Below are 16,463 nucleotides of genomic sequence, written 5' to 3' on the forward strand. Positions count from 1 at the left end.
CGCGATGAGTCTCGTTCGCCGTGGCAGTCTCACAGTTGTCGATCACGCAGAAGGAGCCTCGTGAAACAGCAACTGCTGAAGGTCCAGAACTTCAACGTGTCCGCGGACGGTTTCGGCGCCGGTCAGGGTCAGAGCCTTGAGCGGCCGTTCGGACACGCCGACCCGGGGAACATGTTCGCCTGGGCCGGGGCCACGGCGAGCTGGCCCAATCGCACGGAACCGGGGGGCTCCCGCGGCATCGACGACTATCTGACGCGGGATTTCCACCACAACATCGGTGCCGAGATCATGGGCCGGGGCAAGTTCGGGCCGCAGCACGGGCCCTGGCAGGACCACGAGTGGCGCGGGTGGTGGGGTGAGGAGCCGCCGTTCCACACCCCGGTGTTCGTCATGACCCACTACACGCGCCCGTCGATCACGCTCTCGGACACCACGTTCCACTTCGTCGACGCCGACCCCGGCACCGTCCTCAAGCAGGCCAGGGTGGCCGCGCAGGGCAAGGACATCCGGCTGGGCGGTGGGGCCACCACCGTTCGCGAGTTCCTCGAGGCGGACCTCGTCGACACCCTGCACGTGGCGGTCGCGGACGGTGTCGAGCTCGGCTCCGGCTCCAAGCTCTGGGACTCCCCCGACGACCTGCTCGACCGCTTCCACCTCGATGTCGTGCCGAGCCCGACGGGCACGGTGCGACACCATCTGTTCTGGCGGAAGTGACACCCGGCGCGCGTGGGGTCACGTACTCACGGGTCCTGTACTCAGTGGCCGCGCGCGTGGAAGGGCTCCGGCTCGATCAGGACACAGCGCGTACCGGTGTAGATGGTGGGCATGCAGCGGTTGCAGTGGATGCACAGCGAGTGTGTGGGCCGGTCCGCCGCGCGGTCCTCGGCGAAGCGGTTGATGAGGTCGGGTTCCCGCAGTAGCGCGCGGCCCATCGCCACGAACTCGAAGCCCTCGGTCATGGCCGCTTCGGCGGTCTCGCGGTCCGCGATGCCGCCGAGCAGGATCAGCGGCAGTTTCAGCGCGGCCCGGAACTGCCGTGCCGAGGGGAGGAGGAACGCCTCCTCGTAGGGGTAGGCGCGGATGAACTTCTTTCCGACGCGCTCGATGCCGAACCGCTGGGGCTGGGGGAACGTCGCCGCGAATTGGCGCACGGGCGCGCCGCCGCGGAACAGGTACATGGGGTTCAGCAGGGAGCTGCCCGCGGTGAGTTCGAGGGCGTCGACGCTGCCGTCGGCCTCCAGCCAGGCGGCGGTGCGCAGGCTCTCGTCGAGCCAGATGCCGCCGGACACGCCGTCGTCCATGTTGAGCTTGGCGGTGATCGCGATCTCGTCGCCGACCTCGTCGCGGACCGCGCGGGCCACGCCGCGGGCGACCCTGGCCCGGTTCGCGAGGGTGCCGCCGTACTCGTCCTTCCGCTTGTTGAGCCGCGGGCTGAGGAAGGAGCTCGCGAAGTAGTTGTGGCCGAGGTGGATCTCCACCGCGTCGAATCCGGCCTCCACTGCGGTCCGCGCCGCGCGGGCGTGGGCGCGGGTGACACGCGCGATGTCCTCGCGGGTGGCCGGGCGGGCGAAGCGGAAGGACTGCAGGTTCAGGAAGCGGCTGGGCGCGAGCGCGGGCAGCCCGTTGGAGACGGGGTCGGCGACGGGTCCCGCGTGGCCGATCTGCGCCGAGATCGCGGCGCCCTCCGCGTGGACGGCCTCGGCGAGCCGGCGCAGGCCGGGAACGGCCTCGGGTCGCATGTGGATCTGGTCGCGTTCGGTACGTCCTTCGGGGGCGACGGCGCAGTACGCGACGGTCGTCATGCCGACGCCGCCGGCCGCGGGTCGCCGGTGGTACTCGATGAGCCGGTCGCTGACCAGCGCGTCGCGGGTGACACCTTCGAAGGTGGCCGCCTTGATCACGCGGTTGCGGAGGGTGAGGGGGCCGAGCCGCGCGGGGGCGAGCAGGTCGGGCGCGGACCCGGTGGTGTCGCGGGTGGAGTCTGCTGTGCTCATGGCTGTGCAACTCCTCAACTGTCGTTTCATGGCAGGGCGTTCAGGCCCCCCGCGACGAAGGCGATCACCGCAACCGCCGGAGGCCGGGGCCCGAACCACCGTTCATCGAAGGGGAGTTCACGGCGGCCCAGCACGACGCGGGCGAGCAGGTACGGCAGCATGCGGCCGTGCGGCGTCCGGGGCCACAGGACAGCACGGCGCGGCACACTTTTCAATCAGTGAGGGAAACTTCCCTCACCGAGGGCGAGTTGGCCCTGCGGAGAGGTGGTTCCGACTCCCCCGGCCGGCTACGCGACCCCGTGCCGGCGCAAGAACTCGGCGGTGCGCTCAGCGGTCGCCACGATGCGCCACTGCCGGTCGGGGTGGCCGAAGTTGTCGGTGAACTCGTCGGCCGCGCTCTTGTGCGTGCTCATCGCGCCGAGCAGTCGCAGGATGTGCTCGGCGGGCGGATGGACCATGAGGGCGGACCAGCGGGCGGCGCCGAGGACGACGTCGGCTCTGCGCCGGGCGACGCGCCGGCAGAACAGCTCGTCGAAGGCCAGGTCGCCGGCGATCGCGTCGGCGACGACCTGGGCGGAGTGCGAGGCCGCGTTGGCGCCCTGGCCGACGATCGGGTCGACCGTGGTGTGCGCGTCGCCGAGGGCGAGCGCGTACCGGCCTCCTGGCAGCGGCGCGTAGTCGGCACGCACGGTCGGCACGATCGCCGTCCGCACGACGTCGAGGGGCCCTGTCAGCCCGAAGGCGGCGGGGTCGACGCGCTCGAAGATCGTCGGGTGGTGGTGGGCGAGTTCGTCGAGCGCCCCGCGCAGGAAGCGCCCCTGGTCCTCGCCTGCGTCCGCCCCGCACAGGCCGTCGGCCCCACCGCCCGGCACGCATTCGAAGAGCAGCGCGGTGACGTGCCCGGCGGCGGAGTAGAGCGGGATCTCGATGACCTCGCCCCGGCCCGGCGCGATCGACAGTGTCACGCCCTTCGGTTCACTCGGGGCCACACCGTGGTAGAGGCCGGCGCACAGGAGGCGGCGAGGCGCATCCAGCGTCGCGGGGTCGGCCACCGTCGGGAAGAGGCCCGCGAGGGGACCGCGCCCCGATGCCACGACCAGCAGGTCGTGCCGGGCCGCGACATGCTCCAGGTCGGCCGGTGTCACCTCCCGCACCACCAGCCGGCCGCCGCGCTCCTGGAGGTCCGCGGCGAGCGCGGGCAGATAGAGCCGGTTGTCGACGGCGCGCGAGGGCGCGACGAAGTCGCCGCGGAAGATCAGCGGGGTGGGCCCGCCCACATGGTGGTGGTGACAGCCATAGCCGTACGTGTCCCCGGGCCAGTGCTGCACGCCGAGCGCCGCCTCCCGCAGCAGGGTCGGCGCGTGGTGGGCCACGGTGGCCGGGAGCCGCCCGGACGCGGCGGCTTCGGCAGGCCGGTCCGTGTAGAGGGTGACGTCGATGCCCTGTGCGCGTAACAGCAGCCCCAGATGCAGGCCCGCCACTCCGGTTCCCACGATCCCGATGTCCGGCATGCGCGCTCTCCCCCACGACGAGTTTCGACTCGGTGACAGATACATCCGATCCGGCGCCCATGCCCCTACCCGACGCGGCGGTCCCACATGCGACAGGGGCCGCACCGGGGAGCTTCGGTGTGGTCACAGGCCGTGCCCCGCAGTCGGCAATGCCGAACACATCCACTGAAATTGTTAGAACTGCGGATGATCGGGGACGCAGTGGACATGGACATCGGATACACATTGATGACCGAGCAGGCCGGCCCCCGCGAGCTGGTGGACCACGCGGTCGGGGCCGAGGAGGCGGGGTTCGACTTCTCGGTGACCAGCGACCACTACTTCCCCTGGCTGCGTTCCCAGGGCCACTCCCCGTATGCCTGGAGCGTGCTCGGAGCCGTCGCGCAGGCGACGTCGCGGCTGCCGCTGATGACGTACGTGACCTGCCCGACCTTCCGCTACCACCCCGCGGTGGTGGCCCAGAAGGCGGCGACCCTGCAGCTTCTGTCCCAGGGCCGCTTCCGCCTCGGGCTCGGCTCCGGGGAGAACCTCAACGAACACGTGGTCGGCCGAGGCTGGCCGGCGGTGGACGTGCGGCACGAGATGCTCGAGGAAGCCGTCACGATCATCCGCGCCCTGTTCGAGGGCGGGCACGTCACCCACCACGGCAAGCACTACGACGTCGATTCGGCCCGCCTGTGGGATCTGCCGGAGAGCGCCCCACCGATCGGTATCGCCGTATCGGGCGAGCAGTCCTGTGACCTGGCGGGCCGCCTCGCCGATCTGCTCATCGCCACCGAGCCCAAGGCGGAGCTGCTGTCCGCCTTCGACCGGCACGGCGGCGAGGGCAAGCCGCGCATCGGACAGCTGCCGGTCTCCTACGACCCCGACCGCGGGGCCGCCGTCGCCCGCGCGCACGAGCAGTTCCGCTGGTTCGGCGGCGGCTGGAAGGTCAATTCCGAGCTTCCGCACCCCGACTCGTTCCAGGGCGCGACCCAGTTCGTGCGGCCCGACGACGTCGCGGACTCGATTCCGTGCGGCGCCGACGTGGACACGTTCGTGAAGGCGGCGCGCCCCTTCGCCGAGGCCGGGTTCACCGGTCTCGCCCTGGTCCAGATCGGCGGCGACCAACAGCACGCTTTCCAGGAGTGGTCGACCAAGAAGCTGCTGCCCGCCCTGCGCGACGCCTTCGGGTGACCGAACGATGACCGAGCCCGCTTCCGAGCCCGCGCCCACCCCCGCCGCCGCACCGTCGGCCGATCGCTCGGCGCTCGTCGTGATCGACATGATCAACACGTACGACCACGACGACGCGGAGCTGCTGCTGCCCGCGTCCCGCGCCGTCGTCCCGGCCATCGTGGACCTGCTCGACCGGGCACGCGCGGCCGGGGTCCCGGTGATCTACGCCAACGACAACTTCGGCGAATGGCGCTCGCACCACGGCGAGTTGGTGGACACGGCGCTGGCAGGACCGCACGCCGAGCTGGTGGAGCCGCTGCGGCCCGACGCCGATTCCCTCTTCGTCGTGAAGGCCCGCCACTCGATCTTCTACGAGACACCGCTCTCGTATCTGCTGTGGGAACTGGGCGTCGGACACATCGTGTTGTGCGGCCAGGTCACCGAGCAGTGCGTGCTCTACTCCGCGCTCGACGCGCACATCCGTCATCTGCGGACCACGGTGCCGCACGACGCGGTGGCCGCCATCCACCCGGAGCTCGCCGACGCCGCGCTGGAGATGATGCGGCGCAACATGGGCGCACGCATCGCCGCGGCCTCGGAGGTGACGTTCACGGACCAGGGCTGAGGTGGTCTTCGCGCACCAGGGCCGAAGGGGCGCGAGATGGGCCATGGACATGGCGCGACCTGCTGTGATCTCATCCGCCAGGTGGCCGACTCGTGCCAGCCTCCGTCCAGGTCCGAAAGACGATAGACCCCCCATGCAGAAGACCAAGGCCGCGCTCTGGGAGTTCCTCCAGAGCCTCGGCAAGACGTTCATGCTCCCCGTGGCACTGCTCGCGTTCTGCGGCATCATGCTGGGCATCGGCTCCTCGCTCTCCAGCGACGCCGTCACCGGCAACCTGACCTTCCTTCAGGGCCAGGGCTTCCACCTGGTCTTCACGTGGATGGCCAACACCGGCCAGGTCGCCTTCCAGTTCCTGCCCGTGATGTTCGCGATGGCCATTCCGCTCGGGCTCGCCCGCGAGGACAAGGGCGTGGCCGCCTTCTCCGGCTTCGTCGGCTATGCCGCGATGAACCTGGCGGTGAACTTCTACCTCACCGCGAAGGGCGTGGACTTCGACGACGAGAAGGCGATCGCCCACTACGGCATCGCCGATGTCATCGGCATCCAGTCCATCGATACGGGGCTCCTCGGCGCGGTCGCCGTTGGCATCGTTGTCAGCCTGCTCCACCAGCGGTTCCGTACGCAGCGGATGCCCGACGCGCTGGCCTTCTTCGGTGGCCTGCGCTTCGTGCCGATCATCTCCGCGCTCACGCTGAGCGTGCTCGGTCTGCTCATCCCGCTGGTGTGGCCGACGTTCAACGGCTGGATCACCGACCTGGGCCGCGCGATCGGTCACGCGGGTGTCTTCGGACCGTTCTTCTTCGGCATGGGCGAGGTGCTGCTGCGTCCGGTGGGCCTGCACCACATCCTCGTCGCGATGTTCCGCTTCACGGACGTCGGCGGCTCCGGCGCGGTGTGCGGGGACCAGGTCTCCGGTGCGCTGAACATGTTCTACGCGCAGCTGAACTGCTCCAAGCCGCCCACGGCCGCCGTCACCGACGCCACCCACTTCCTCTCGCAGGGCAAGATGGCGGCCTACCTCGGCGGACTGCCGGGCGCCGCGCTCGCGATGTACCACTGCGCCCGCAAGTCCATGCGCCCGGAGATCAAGGCGCTCCTGGTCTCCGGTGTCGTGGCCTGTGTCGTCGGCGGCATCACCGAGCCGCTGGAGTTCCTGTTCCTGTTCATCGCTCCGTGGCTGTACTTCCTGCACGCCGTCCTCGTCGGTCTCGGCTTCCTCGCCGCCGCCGTCCTCGGGGTGTTCATCGGCAACACGGACGGCAATGTCATCGACTGGCTCGTCTTTGGAGTCCTTCAGGGCACGACCACCAAGTGGTATCTGGTGCCGGTCATCGCCGCCGTGTGGTTCGCGGTCTACTACTTCCTGTTCCGCTGGGCCATCAAGCGCTTCGACCTCAAGACGCCGGGGCGCGAAGAAGAGGCGGCGGAGAAGTCCGAGGAAGAGGCGGACGCGTCCGGGGCTCCGCGTGAGCTGGTCGCCGGGAAGTACGACGCGGTGGCGATCCTCGACGCGATCGGCGGCGCGGACAACATCACGTCCCTCGACAACTGCATCACCCGGCTCCGGCTGACGGTCGAGGACGCGGAGCGCGTGGACGAGCCACGCCTGAAGAAGCTGGGCGCCGTCGGCGTCGTGAAGCTCGACGCGCACACCGTGCAGGTGGTCATCGGCCCGCAGGTGCAGTCCGTGAAGGACGCCATCGCCACGATGGTCCCGGTGGGCTGAGCCGTGCGACACACCTCCCCCGACTCCCTCGCCCCCGTCTACGACTTCGACACCGTCGTCGACCGGCACGGCACCTGGTGCACGCAGTGGGACTACGTCGAGGACCGCTTCGGCGTGCCGGACCTGCTGCCGTTCACGATCTCCGACATGGACTTCGAGACGGCCCCCGAGGTCCTGACGGCGCTGCGCGCCCGGCTCGACCACGGCGTGCTCGGCTACTCCCGCTGGCGCCACGACGACTTCCTGTCCGCGATCGTCGACTGGTACGCCGCCCGGCACGACACCCCCGTGGACCCGCGGTCGATCGTCTACGGCCCGTCCGTGATCTACCAGGTCGGCCAGCTGCTGCGGCTGTGGTCACGGCCCGGCGACGGCGTCGTGGCGCACGCACCGACGTACGACGCCTTCCCGAAGACGGTGGCCGCGCACGAACGGCGGCTGCTCACCTGCGCGGTTGACGACTGGGCGGAGCTTGAGCGGCTGCTGTCGCTGCCGGACACCTCGGTGCTGCTGCTGTGCTCCCCGCACAATCCCACCGGTCACGTATGGACGGCGGCGGAGCTCGACCGCATGGCCGAACTGTGCGCCCGCCACGACGTGGCGGTCATCAGCGACGAGATCCACTCCGACCTCGCCCACCCGCCGGCCGTGCACCGGCCGTGGGCTCTGCACGCGGGCTCCGGCACCCGGTGGGCGGTCGTCACGTCCGCGTCGAAGTCCTTCAACATCCCGGCGCTGACCGGTAGTTACGGCATCGTCGGGGACCCCGAGTCCCGGGACGCGTACCTGCGCCGCCTCAAGGAGGCCGACGGCCTGTCGTCCCCCGCGGTGCTGTCCGTGGTCGGCCATATCGCGGCCTACCGCGAGGGCGGACCCTGGCTGGACGCGCTCGGCACGTATCTGCGCGGCAATCTGTCCTACGTGGCCGAGCGCCTTGCGGAGGCGTTCCCCGAACTCGGCTGGACTCCGCCCGAGGCCGGGTATCTCGCCTGGATCGACCTGCGCCCCCTCGGTGTGGACGAGGAGGCGCTCCAGCGCGAGCTGGTCGAGCGGCAGCGGGTGGCGATCATGCCGGGCACGGCGTACGGCGCGGCCGGTCATGTGCGGCTCAATGTGGGCTGCCCGCGCTCGAAGGTGGAGCGCGGGATGAGCGCCCTCATCGACGGCGTACGCGCGGTCCGCTGAAGGTCGGGTCAGCGGACGAGGGCGTACACCAGCCAGCCGAGGAGGAAAAGCACCACGATTCCTGTCAGGATCGCGGTGCCCTTCCCCGGCTCCATGGAGCGCTCGAGCTCCTTCTCCTTGATGAAGGCCTTGGTGTCCTCCTCGGTGCGTGTGCGCACCCACCCGTTCCCAGGAGCGAACATTCCCCCGTACCTCCCCGTAGTCGACTGATCTTGCTCCTTACCGAAAGCGGCTCGGGCAAACGTCCACGCGCGCGTCAGGCCCCGGCGCCGCGCAGTTCGGCGAGCGCGGCCGCGTTCAGCGGGCGCGGCGCGGAGTCCGTGCCGGTGCCGACGAGGACGACCGTGCACGCGCAGGCGTGGGTGAGGGCGGTGGTGAAGCTGCCGTCGGCGAACTGGGTGAGCGGGCCGCGCGGCGAGTGCCCGACGGCCACGACGCGGGCGCCGACGTCCGCCGCGTGCCGGGCCAGCACACGGCCGGCGGCGGCGTGGTCCCCGACGCTGTTCAGCACCTGCCCGGTGGCGGCCGTCCCCCGACCCGTGAGCCGGTCGAGGTGGTCCCGCACGGCGGCCCGGGCCTGGGCGAGGTCCTCGGCGTCGGCGGCCTGGTCGTCGACCACGGCGGTCTGCCGGACGTGCACGACCTCCAGCGGGCTCCCGGTGTCCCGGGCGAGGCGCGCGGCCGCGTCGACGATGGCGGGCGCCCGGTCGTGGTCCCCTACGGCGACGACGACGCGCGGGTCGGCGCTCGGGGCCACGGCTCCCACAGGCGTGAGCGACGGCCGCACCGGCTCGCTCCCGCCCGGGTCCGCCTCGGCCTGCCGCAGCAGCCGGTGCCCGCTGGCGAGGACCGGGATGGCGAGGACGAAGGTGAGCGCGGCCAGGTAGAAGGGCACGCTCAGGTCCATGGCATCGGCCAACTTGCCTGCGACGTAGGGCGCGAGGCCGCCGCCGATGAACCGCAGGAAGCCGTACGCGGACGACGCGACGGGGCGTTCCACCGGCGAGACCAGCATGACGGCCTGTGTGGTGAGCGTGTTGTTGATGCCGATGAAGGCGCCGCTGACGATGACCGCGACGATCACGACGGTCGGCGTCGAGACCCCAGCGGCGATGACCGCCATCACGACACCGAGGCAGAAGAGATTCGCGTACAGGACGGCCGCGGTGCCGTAGCGCGCCTGGAGGCGTGGGGCGAAGTACACGCTGAACAGGGCGACGAGGAGCCCCCAGCCGGTGAAGACGAGGCCGAGTTCATGGGCGTCCAGCTCCATGGGGTACGGCGCGTACCCGAGCATCGTGAAGAAGCCCCAGTTGTAGAGCAGCGCCATGATGCCCATGGTCAGCAGGCCGCGGTGGCGCAGCGCCTTGAGCGGTGCGATCGGCGACGTGATCTTCTTCGGCCTGGGCAGATCGGGGACGAAGGCGATGGTGGCGATCAGCGCGACGGCCATCAGGACGGCGACGCCGAAGAAGGGGCCGCGCCAGCTGATCGCCCCCAACTCGCCGCCGAGCAGCGGCCCGACGGCGATCCCGAGGCCGAGCGCGGTCTCGTAGAGGATGATCGCGCCGCCGAACCCGCCGCTCGCCGAGGCGACGATGACGGCCAGGGAGGTGGCGATGAACAGCGCGTTGCCGAGCCCCCAGCCGGCGCGGAAGCCCACGATGCCGTTGATGGAGCCGGTGGCTCCGGCGAGCGCCGAGAAGACGACGATGACGCTCAGGCCGATGACGAGGGTGCGTTTGGCGCCGAAGCGGCTCGAGAACCAGCCGACGACGAGCATCGCGACCGCGGTGACGATGAGGTAGCTGCTGAACAGCAGTGACACCTGGCTGGGCGTGGCATGCAGGCTTATCGCCAGGGCGGGCAGGATCGGGTCCACGAGACCGATGCCCATGAAGGAGATGACGCAGGCGAACGCGACGGCCCAGACGGCCTTCGGCTGCTTGAAGGGGCTCGATTTCGTCGTTACCCGCTGCTGCATGCCGCCATCATGCATTTACGTGTACATGGAAACAAGATGTGTGCGGGTGCCGCTCGGGGACGAGCGGCACCCGGCCCCGAACTCAGGCGGCGCGCTGCGGCAGCTTCCAGTTCGGCCGCGGGAAGTGGCAGGTGTAGCCCTCCGGGTAGCGCTCCAGGTAGTCCTGGTGCTCCGGCTCGGCCTCCCAGAAGTCGCCGACCGGCTCGACCTCGGTCACGACCTTCCCGGGCCACAGGCCGCTCGCCTCGACGTCCGCGATGGTGTCGACGGCGACCTGGCGCTGCGCGTCGTCCACGTAGTAGATCGCGGACCGGTAGCTCCGCCCCAGGTCGTTGCCCTGGCGGTCCTTCGTGGTCGGGTCGTGGACCTGGAAGAAGAACTCCAGCAGGTCCCGGTAGGTGATCACGGAGGGGTCATAGACGATCTCGATGGCCTCGGCGTGGTCGCCGTGGTTACGGTACGTGGCATTGGGCGTGTCACCGCCCGAGTACCCCACACGCGTCGACAGGACGCCGGGCCGCTTGCGGATCAGGTCCTGCATGCCCCAGAAGCAGCCACCCGCCAGCACTGCCCTCTCGGTTACCTCTGACATACGCCACTCCCTGCACTACCTGACACGACGAAACAGATCCAATGAGTCCAACAGTCCGCGACCCACGGATCTTCCAGCTTAGGCCGAGCCCCTAAAGCGAAGCTATCGCCCCCCATAAGGCAGCCTTATGTGCCCATAGACCGGACCCGCCTACTTTCTAAGGCTTGCCTTACTTTAGGCTTCCCTTCAAGCACTCGTGGCCCGACCTGCGCGTACGGACCACGGGAACCACCTCGAAGGGAACCTGAACCATGCCTCGCCCCCTGAGGGTCGCCATCGTCGGAGCCGGCCCCGCCGGCATCTACGCCGCCGACGCCCTGCTCAAGTCCGAAGCGGCCTCCGAGCCGGGGGTGTCCATCGACCTCTTCGAGCGCATGCCGGCGCCGTTCGGCCTGATCCGCTACGGCGTCGCGCCGGACCACCCGCGCATCAAGGGCATCGTGAAGGCCCTCCACCAGGTGCTCGACAAGCCGCAGATCCGGCTGTTCGGCAACGTCGACTACCCGCGCGACATCGACCTCGACGACCTGCGCGCCTTCTACGACGCGGTCGTCTTCTCCACCGGCGCGACGGCGGACCGGGCGCTCGACATCCCGGGCATCGAGCTCGAGGGCTCGTACGGCGCCGCGGACTTCGTGTCCTGGTACGACGGCCACCCCGACGTCCCGCGCACCTGGCCGCTGGAGGCCGAGAAGGTCGCCGTCCTCGGCGTCGGCAACGTCGCGCTCGACGTCGCGCGCGTGCTCGCGAAGACGGCGGACGAGCTGCTGCCGACCGAGATCCCGGCCAATGTCTACGAGGGCCTGAAGGCGAACAAGGCCCTGGAGGTCCACGTCTTCGGCCGTCGCGGCCCCGCGCAGGCCAAGTTCAGCCCGATGGAGCTGCGCGAGCTGGACCACTCCCCGTCCATCGAGGTCATCGTCAACCCCGAGGACATCGACTACGACGAGGGCTCGATCGCCGCCCGCCGCAGCGAGAAGCAGACCGACATGGTCGCCAAGACGCTGGAGAACTGGGCGATCCGCGACGAGGGCGACCGCCCGCACAAGCTGTTCCTGCACTTCTTCGAGTCGCCGACCGAGATCCTCGGCGAGGACGGCAAGGTCGTCGGCCTGCGCACCGAGCGCACCGAGCTGGACGGCACCGGCAACGTCAAGGGCACCGGCAAGTTCACCGACTGGGACCTCGGCGCCGTCTACCGCGCGGTGGGCTACCTCTCCGACGAACTGCCCAAGCTCCCCTGGGACATCAAGTCCGGCACCGTCCCGGACGAGGGCGGCCGTGTCATCCAGGAGAACGGCGAGCACCTCCAGTCGACGTACGTGACCGGCTGGATCCGGCGCGGCCCCGTGGGCCTCATCGGGCACACCAAGGGCGACGCCAACGAGACGATCGCGAACCTGCTCGCCGACCACGCTGAGGGCCGCCTGCAGACGCCTGTCTCGCCCACCCCGGAGTCCGTCGAGGAGTTCCTCGGCGAGCGCGGCATCCGGTACACGACCTGGGACGGCTGGTACAAGCTCGACGCCGCCGAGAAGGCGCTCGGCGAGCCGCACGGCCGTGAGCGCGTGAAGATCGTGGAGCGCGCGGAGATGCTCGACGCCAGCGAGGCGTGACATGACGCGTGAGGGCCCGGCCGAGTCCGGCCGGGCCCTCACCCGTACCCGCCCGCGTGTTCCGCTCACCCGTACCCGCGCGTTCAAGGCGTGACGTGCGACGGGATAAAGTGGTCGACAGGTAGATGTAAAAACCACCCACCTTGTCCGCCGCGGAGGCGCCGTGCCTCAGATCACCGTCGACTACTCGCCCACCCTCACCGACACCCTCGACCGGGCCGCCCTCGCCACCGCGTTGCACGCCCTGGTCGTCGAGGGATCGGGCTCGCGCGGCACCTGCAAGACGTTCTTCCGTGCCGCCACGGAGACGTATGTCGTCGGCAGCGAGCACGACGACGTGCCGGTCGTGCACGTGGAGGTGGCGCTGCTCCCGGGGCGCAGCGAGCGGACCATGACGCGTCTGTCGCAGCGGATTCTGGCGCTGCTCCTGGAGCACGTGGGCGCGGGCGCCGGTGCCGAGGTGGTGTGTTCGGCCGAGGTGCGCCCCCTGGCGGCGTACAGCCTGTACCCGACCCGCCGCGAGTTCAGCGCCACGACCGGGTCCCGTACGGGGCGCAGCGGGTGCACACCTGCCGCCTAAGGCTTCCGTGCCACCTTCCGGACGTCGAACGACTCCAACTGGTTCCCCGAGCCGTCGACCACCCGCCAGGTGTGGCCCGAGGCCAGGACGAGTTCGTCGCGGCCGTCGCCGTCGACATCGGCGGCGTCCTCGATCCGGCCCGAAGGCCGCGGCAGTGAGTGCCACGGCTCGGAGCCCAGGCCCGGCGATGAACCGCCCCGCAGGATGTCGATCCGGTCGTGCCCGCCCACCCGGTCGTCGTCGCTGCGTACGGCGAGGTCGTCGCAGCCGTCGCCGTTGACGTCCGCGGCCATCAGGTCGATGCCGAAGCCGCCCCTGCGCACGCCGCCGTCGATGACGACCGGGGCCTCGGGCGCCTTGCCGTAACGGATGGTCACCTTGCCCTTGCGGTCGCGCGGCGCGAACTCGTCGTCCATGGGGACGCCGCTGTCGCCGAGGGCGATGTCGGGCCGTCCGTCGCCGTCGAAGTCACCGACGGCGACGTTCTCGCCGCGCGGGAGCGGTGCGGGCCGCGCGGTGAGGCCGCTCGCGGTGTCCGCTCCCCCGGTCAACAGCTGGGGCCCGTCAGGTGCTCCGGGCTTGTACATCAGCAGGTCGGTGGCCCGGTCACCCGTCATCTCCGCCGCGATCAGCCGAAGGCCGGTCACGGAGTCGGGCGAGTCGCTGTAGGGGTCGGCGCGTTCGGTGATCCCCGCCGGCTTCCCGGTGCGGGTGAACGGGCCCAGCAGCACCACGAGTTGACGTGTGTTCAGACCGGTGCGGTAGGTGGCCAGGTCGATGTGGCCGTCGCCGTCGAAGTCCCCGGCGACCGGCGGGTCCTCGTAGACGTCGTTGCCGATGCTGCTGTGCACCGGCTGACCCTTGCCCATGTGCGGCAGCGGGACGCGCACGGCCTCGCGCCCGGGGGCCGGGCCGTGGGCGCCGCCCCACTGCACATGGGCGCTGCCGCCCGCCACGAGGTCGAGGTGGCCGTCGCCGTCCAGGTCGGCGAGGAGCGGAGCGCTCTCCCCGTCGGTCATGGAGTCGTGCTCAGGCAGGGCGAAGTCGTCGGGGGTGAACACCGCCCGGTCGCCGGCCCGGGCACCGTGCAGCAGGGCGATGCGGCCGGTCTGATACACGTCACCGTTGCTCGCCGGGACACCGAGCACCAGATCCGGGCGGCCGTCGCCGTCGAGGTCGGGGGCGGGTGTGCCCGCGTTCTTCGCCTTCGCGGCCGACGCTTCGCAGGCGCTGTCCGGGATCCGCGGGTACCCCTCCTGGTGACGGGCGCCCGTGGCGGTGCCCAGGACCAGCGCGGTGGCGAGGAGGGCGGCGCCCCGTCGCCACCACGGCCCGCGAAGCGGAGGTGCTGTCGGCTCGGATGTCATGGAGACACTAGAACGGATGCGCTCGCCCGGTTTCCAGCGCCGAGATCGCTCCGTTATGCCGACGCGTGGCCCTCCGAACCCACGTCAGCCGAGGCGTGGCTCTCCGAACTCCCGTCAGCCGACCCGCTCTTTCAGCCGGGCCACGTTGGCGGCCACGTCGCCGCGTGTGAGGTCGCTGCCGATGCTCACCGAGAAGGCGCCCGCGGCGAGCCACTTGTCGGCGTCGTCGACGCTCACACCTCCGGTCGCCATGATCCGGGCACCGGGCAGCACGGAGAGCACCGACTTCAGGTAGGCGATGCCTCCGACGTGCGCCGGAAACAGCTTGGCGACGCCCCGGTCCGCCGCGACGCGCAGCTCGCTCGGGGTCAGGCCGCCCTCGACCAGCAGCCGGCCCGCGGCGTCGGCGACGGGACGTACCTCGGGCACCTGGAAGGGACTCACCAGGAAGTTCGCACCGGCCGCCAGGGCGCGTTCGGCGATCTCGGGCGAGGTGACGGTGCCGAGCCCGAGTGTCACCTCGGGGAACTCCTTCCCCCAGGCCGCGACCAGGCCCTCCCAGCCGGGTGTGGTGGCGGTGAACTCGAAGGCGGTGAGGCCGCAGTTCACGAGGGTGCGGGCCACCGCGTCCGCGGTGTCGGCGTCGGCCTCGCGCACGGTCGGGGTGACGCGCGCGGCGTGCAGGGCGTCGATGACTTCGGCGTACATGGTGAACTCCGGTCGGGTACGGGCTGTGGTCATGCCGGGGCCGCGATCTCGGCGAGGGCGTCCAGGGTCGACTCGGCGTCGGCCCCGCGGGCGCGCAGCACGATGGCGTCGCCGCAGCGGATGTTGAGTGTCATCAGCGACAGGACGCTGCGGGCGGGGACCTCGTGGCCGTCCTCCCGCGCGACGGTCACGTCGGAGGTGGCGCGAGCGGCGGTCTGGGCGAAGGCGGCGGCGGGGCGGGCGTGCAGGCCGGCCTCCTCGGTGACCACCAGGCGGCGTTCGACGACGGTCATCGGTTGTTCTCTCCGTCCAGCAGTGCGGTCAGCCGGTGCACCAGCTGTTCCTCTTCGTCGGGGTTCATGGGGCGCGGGTCGATCGCGAGGCGTCCCGTGGCGGCGTGATGATCCCTCAAGTACACGCCGACCGCGGCGAGTTCGGTGGCGAGGGTCGCCGCGTCGCGGCCCGCCGCATCGGGGTCCACGGTGAGTTCGGTGCGGTGGATGTCGCGGCCCGCCTCGTCGCTGACGACGCGTGTGGTGAGGCCCGGCAGGTCCGCGAGGCGCGCGGCGAGCTTCTCCATGCGGGGCCGGTGCCCGCCACTCTGGGCGTTGCCGTACTCGCGCAGGGCCTGCACGAGGCCGAAGAGGGTCTCCTTGCCGACCTTCATCGGGCGGGCGATACCGCCGTACTGGGCGCGGCACGCCGCCATGTGCGCGGCGCTGCCGCAGATCATCCCGGAGGTGGGCCCGCCCACGGCCTTGCCGCCGCTGTAGATCACGAGGTCGGCGCCGGTGGCGGGCCAGCGGCGCAGTTCCCCCTCGGCCGCGGCGTCGACGATGACCGGGAGGTCGTGGGCGCGGGCCACCTCAATGGTCTGAGCCAGGGACACCATGCCCTTCTGCACGGCGTGGTGGGACTGGACGTACAGCAGGGCGGCGGTGCGCGGGCCGATCGCGCCGGCCAGGTGGTCGGCGCTCACCTTGTTCGCGGAGCCGACCTCGACGGGGCGGCCGCCGCCGAGCGCGACCATCTGCCGTACGGGCGCGCCGAAGTGGACGGAGTGGCCGCGCGGCAGGATCACCTCGCAGGGGGCGTCGCCCGCGTCGGGCAGGGCTTCGATGCGGGACAGGTCGGTGCCCGCGATGACGGCGGCGACCGCGATGGCGATGCCGGAGGCGGCGCCGGTGGTGGGGCAGCCGTCCTCGGTGCCGGTGGCGCGGCCGATCTCGCGGCCGACGGCGGCCATCAGGTCGTCCATGACGACGTGGTGGCGGGCGGCCTCGCCCATCGCGGCGACGACGCCGTCGCTGAGGACGCTGCCGCCGAGGGCCGTCATCTTGCCGCTGGCGTTGATGGCGGGTGGTGTGCCGAGGTCGTGGTGGAGAGAGTGCACGGTACGTCCTAAGGGCAGGGAGGA

Annotated in this window: 16 protein-coding genes; 7 read left to right on the plus strand and 9 right to left on the minus strand. The window is 70.9% G+C overall.

The features are described 5' to 3' along the window. The first annotated feature begins 60 nt into the window (after positions 1-60). Positions 61-714 (plus strand): dihydrofolate reductase family protein, encoded by a 654-nt coding sequence (locus ACOKM3_RS00345; protein WP_426895664.1) that lies wholly within the window; start codon positions 61-63, stop codon positions 712-714. Positions 715-755: 41 nt separating this feature from the next. Here ACOKM3_RS00345 and ACOKM3_RS00350 read toward each other — a convergent pair whose 3' ends face one another. Beyond that, on the minus strand, positions 756-1,994 hold the full coding sequence (locus tag ACOKM3_RS00350; RefSeq protein ID WP_426895665.1) for an NADH:flavin oxidoreductase: 1,239 nt from the start codon (positions 1,992-1,994) through the stop codon (positions 756-758). A 287-nt stretch (positions 1,995-2,281) separates the two neighbouring features. Next, positions 2,282-3,505, minus strand: a complete 1,224-nt coding sequence (locus ACOKM3_RS00355) for a styrene monooxygenase/indole monooxygenase family protein (RefSeq protein WP_426895667.1) — start codon at positions 3,503-3,505, stop codon at positions 2,282-2,284. Positions 3,506-3,712: 207 nt separating this feature from the next. On the opposite strand from ACOKM3_RS00355, the gene ACOKM3_RS00360 reads away from it, so the two are divergent. From ACOKM3_RS00360 to ACOKM3_RS00375, 4 genes are all read left to right on the plus strand, one after another. Beyond that, a complete protein-coding gene (locus ACOKM3_RS00360) occupies positions 3,713-4,681 on the plus strand; it encodes an LLM class F420-dependent oxidoreductase (RefSeq protein WP_426895669.1) in 969 nt (322 codons plus the stop codon). 7 nt (positions 4,682-4,688) lie between these two features. Next, positions 4,689-5,288, plus strand: a complete 600-nt coding sequence (locus ACOKM3_RS00365) for a cysteine hydrolase family protein (RefSeq protein ID WP_426895671.1) — start codon at positions 4,689-4,691, stop codon at positions 5,286-5,288. Between the two features lie 133 nt (positions 5,289-5,421). After that, positions 5,422-7,014, plus strand: a complete 1,593-nt coding sequence (gene malX, locus ACOKM3_RS00370) for a maltose/glucose-specific PTS transporter subunit IIBC (protein ID WP_426895673.1) — start codon at positions 5,422-5,424, stop codon at positions 7,012-7,014. A 3-nt stretch (positions 7,015-7,017) separates the two neighbouring features. Beyond that, positions 7,018-8,199 carry a MalY/PatB family protein gene (locus ACOKM3_RS00375; RefSeq protein ID WP_426895675.1) on the plus strand — a complete coding sequence of 394 codons (1,182 nt, stop codon included), beginning with the start codon at positions 7,018-7,020 and terminating at the stop codon, positions 8,197-8,199. Positions 8,200-8,207: 8 nt separating this feature from the next. Here ACOKM3_RS00375 and ACOKM3_RS00380 read toward each other — a convergent pair whose 3' ends face one another. From ACOKM3_RS00380 to msrA, 3 genes are all read right to left on the minus strand, one after another. After that, a complete protein-coding gene (locus tag ACOKM3_RS00380) occupies positions 8,208-8,357 on the minus strand; it encodes a hypothetical protein (protein WP_266718429.1) in 150 nt (49 codons plus the stop codon). A 98-nt stretch (positions 8,358-8,455) separates the two neighbouring features. After that, positions 8,456-10,183 (minus strand): MFS transporter, encoded by a 1,728-nt coding sequence (locus ACOKM3_RS00385; RefSeq protein WP_426895677.1) that lies wholly within the window; start codon positions 10,181-10,183, stop codon positions 8,456-8,458. A gap of 82 nt (positions 10,184-10,265) precedes the next feature. Continuing rightward, entirely contained in the window at positions 10,266-10,775 is a 510-nt protein-coding gene (gene msrA / locus ACOKM3_RS00390) for a peptide-methionine (S)-S-oxide reductase MsrA (protein ID WP_426895679.1), read from the minus strand. 251 nt (positions 10,776-11,026) lie between these two features. Between msrA and ACOKM3_RS00395 the strand changes: the two genes are divergently transcribed. Both ACOKM3_RS00395 and ACOKM3_RS00400 read left to right on the plus strand, forming a co-directional pair. After that, complete coding sequence (locus ACOKM3_RS00395) at positions 11,027-12,391, plus strand: FAD-dependent oxidoreductase (RefSeq protein WP_426895681.1); 1,365 nt, start codon at positions 11,027-11,029, stop codon at positions 12,389-12,391. 163 nt (positions 12,392-12,554) lie between these two features. After that, positions 12,555-12,971 carry a 5-carboxymethyl-2-hydroxymuconate Delta-isomerase gene (locus ACOKM3_RS00400; RefSeq protein WP_426895683.1) on the plus strand — a complete coding sequence of 139 codons (417 nt, stop codon included), beginning with the start codon at positions 12,555-12,557 and terminating at the stop codon, positions 12,969-12,971. Here ACOKM3_RS00400 and ACOKM3_RS00405 read toward each other — a convergent pair. The 4 genes from ACOKM3_RS00405 to ACOKM3_RS00420 form a co-directional block, all read right to left on the minus strand. Continuing rightward, complete coding sequence (locus ACOKM3_RS00405) at positions 12,968-14,338, minus strand: FG-GAP repeat domain-containing protein (RefSeq protein ID WP_426895685.1); 1,371 nt, start codon at positions 14,336-14,338, stop codon at positions 12,968-12,970. The genes ACOKM3_RS00400 and ACOKM3_RS00405 overlap by 4 nt on opposite strands. Positions 14,339-14,452: 114 nt before the next feature. Continuing rightward, positions 14,453-15,079: a bifunctional 4-hydroxy-2-oxoglutarate aldolase/2-dehydro-3-deoxy-phosphogluconate aldolase gene (locus ACOKM3_RS00410; protein ID WP_426895687.1), complete on the minus strand. Its 627-nt coding sequence runs from the start codon at positions 15,077-15,079 to the stop codon at positions 14,453-14,455. Next, the gene (locus tag ACOKM3_RS00415; RefSeq protein WP_426895689.1) at positions 15,076-15,339 is read right to left on the minus strand and encodes an HPr family phosphocarrier protein; all 264 of its coding nucleotides are present in this window, start codon (positions 15,337-15,339) and stop codon (positions 15,076-15,078) included. Before ACOKM3_RS00415 ends, ACOKM3_RS00410 begins: the two co-directional genes overlap by 4 nt. Beyond that, a complete protein-coding gene (locus ACOKM3_RS00420) occupies positions 15,336-16,439 on the minus strand; it encodes a DgaE family pyridoxal phosphate-dependent ammonia lyase (RefSeq protein WP_426895691.1) in 1,104 nt (367 codons plus the stop codon). Before ACOKM3_RS00420 ends, ACOKM3_RS00415 begins: the two co-directional genes overlap by 4 nt. Positions 16,440-16,463 lie beyond the last annotated feature (24 nt).

Source organism: Streptomyces nidicola, assembly GCF_050106155.1.
Lineage (GTDB): Bacteria > Actinomycetota > Actinomycetes > Streptomycetales > Streptomycetaceae > Streptomyces.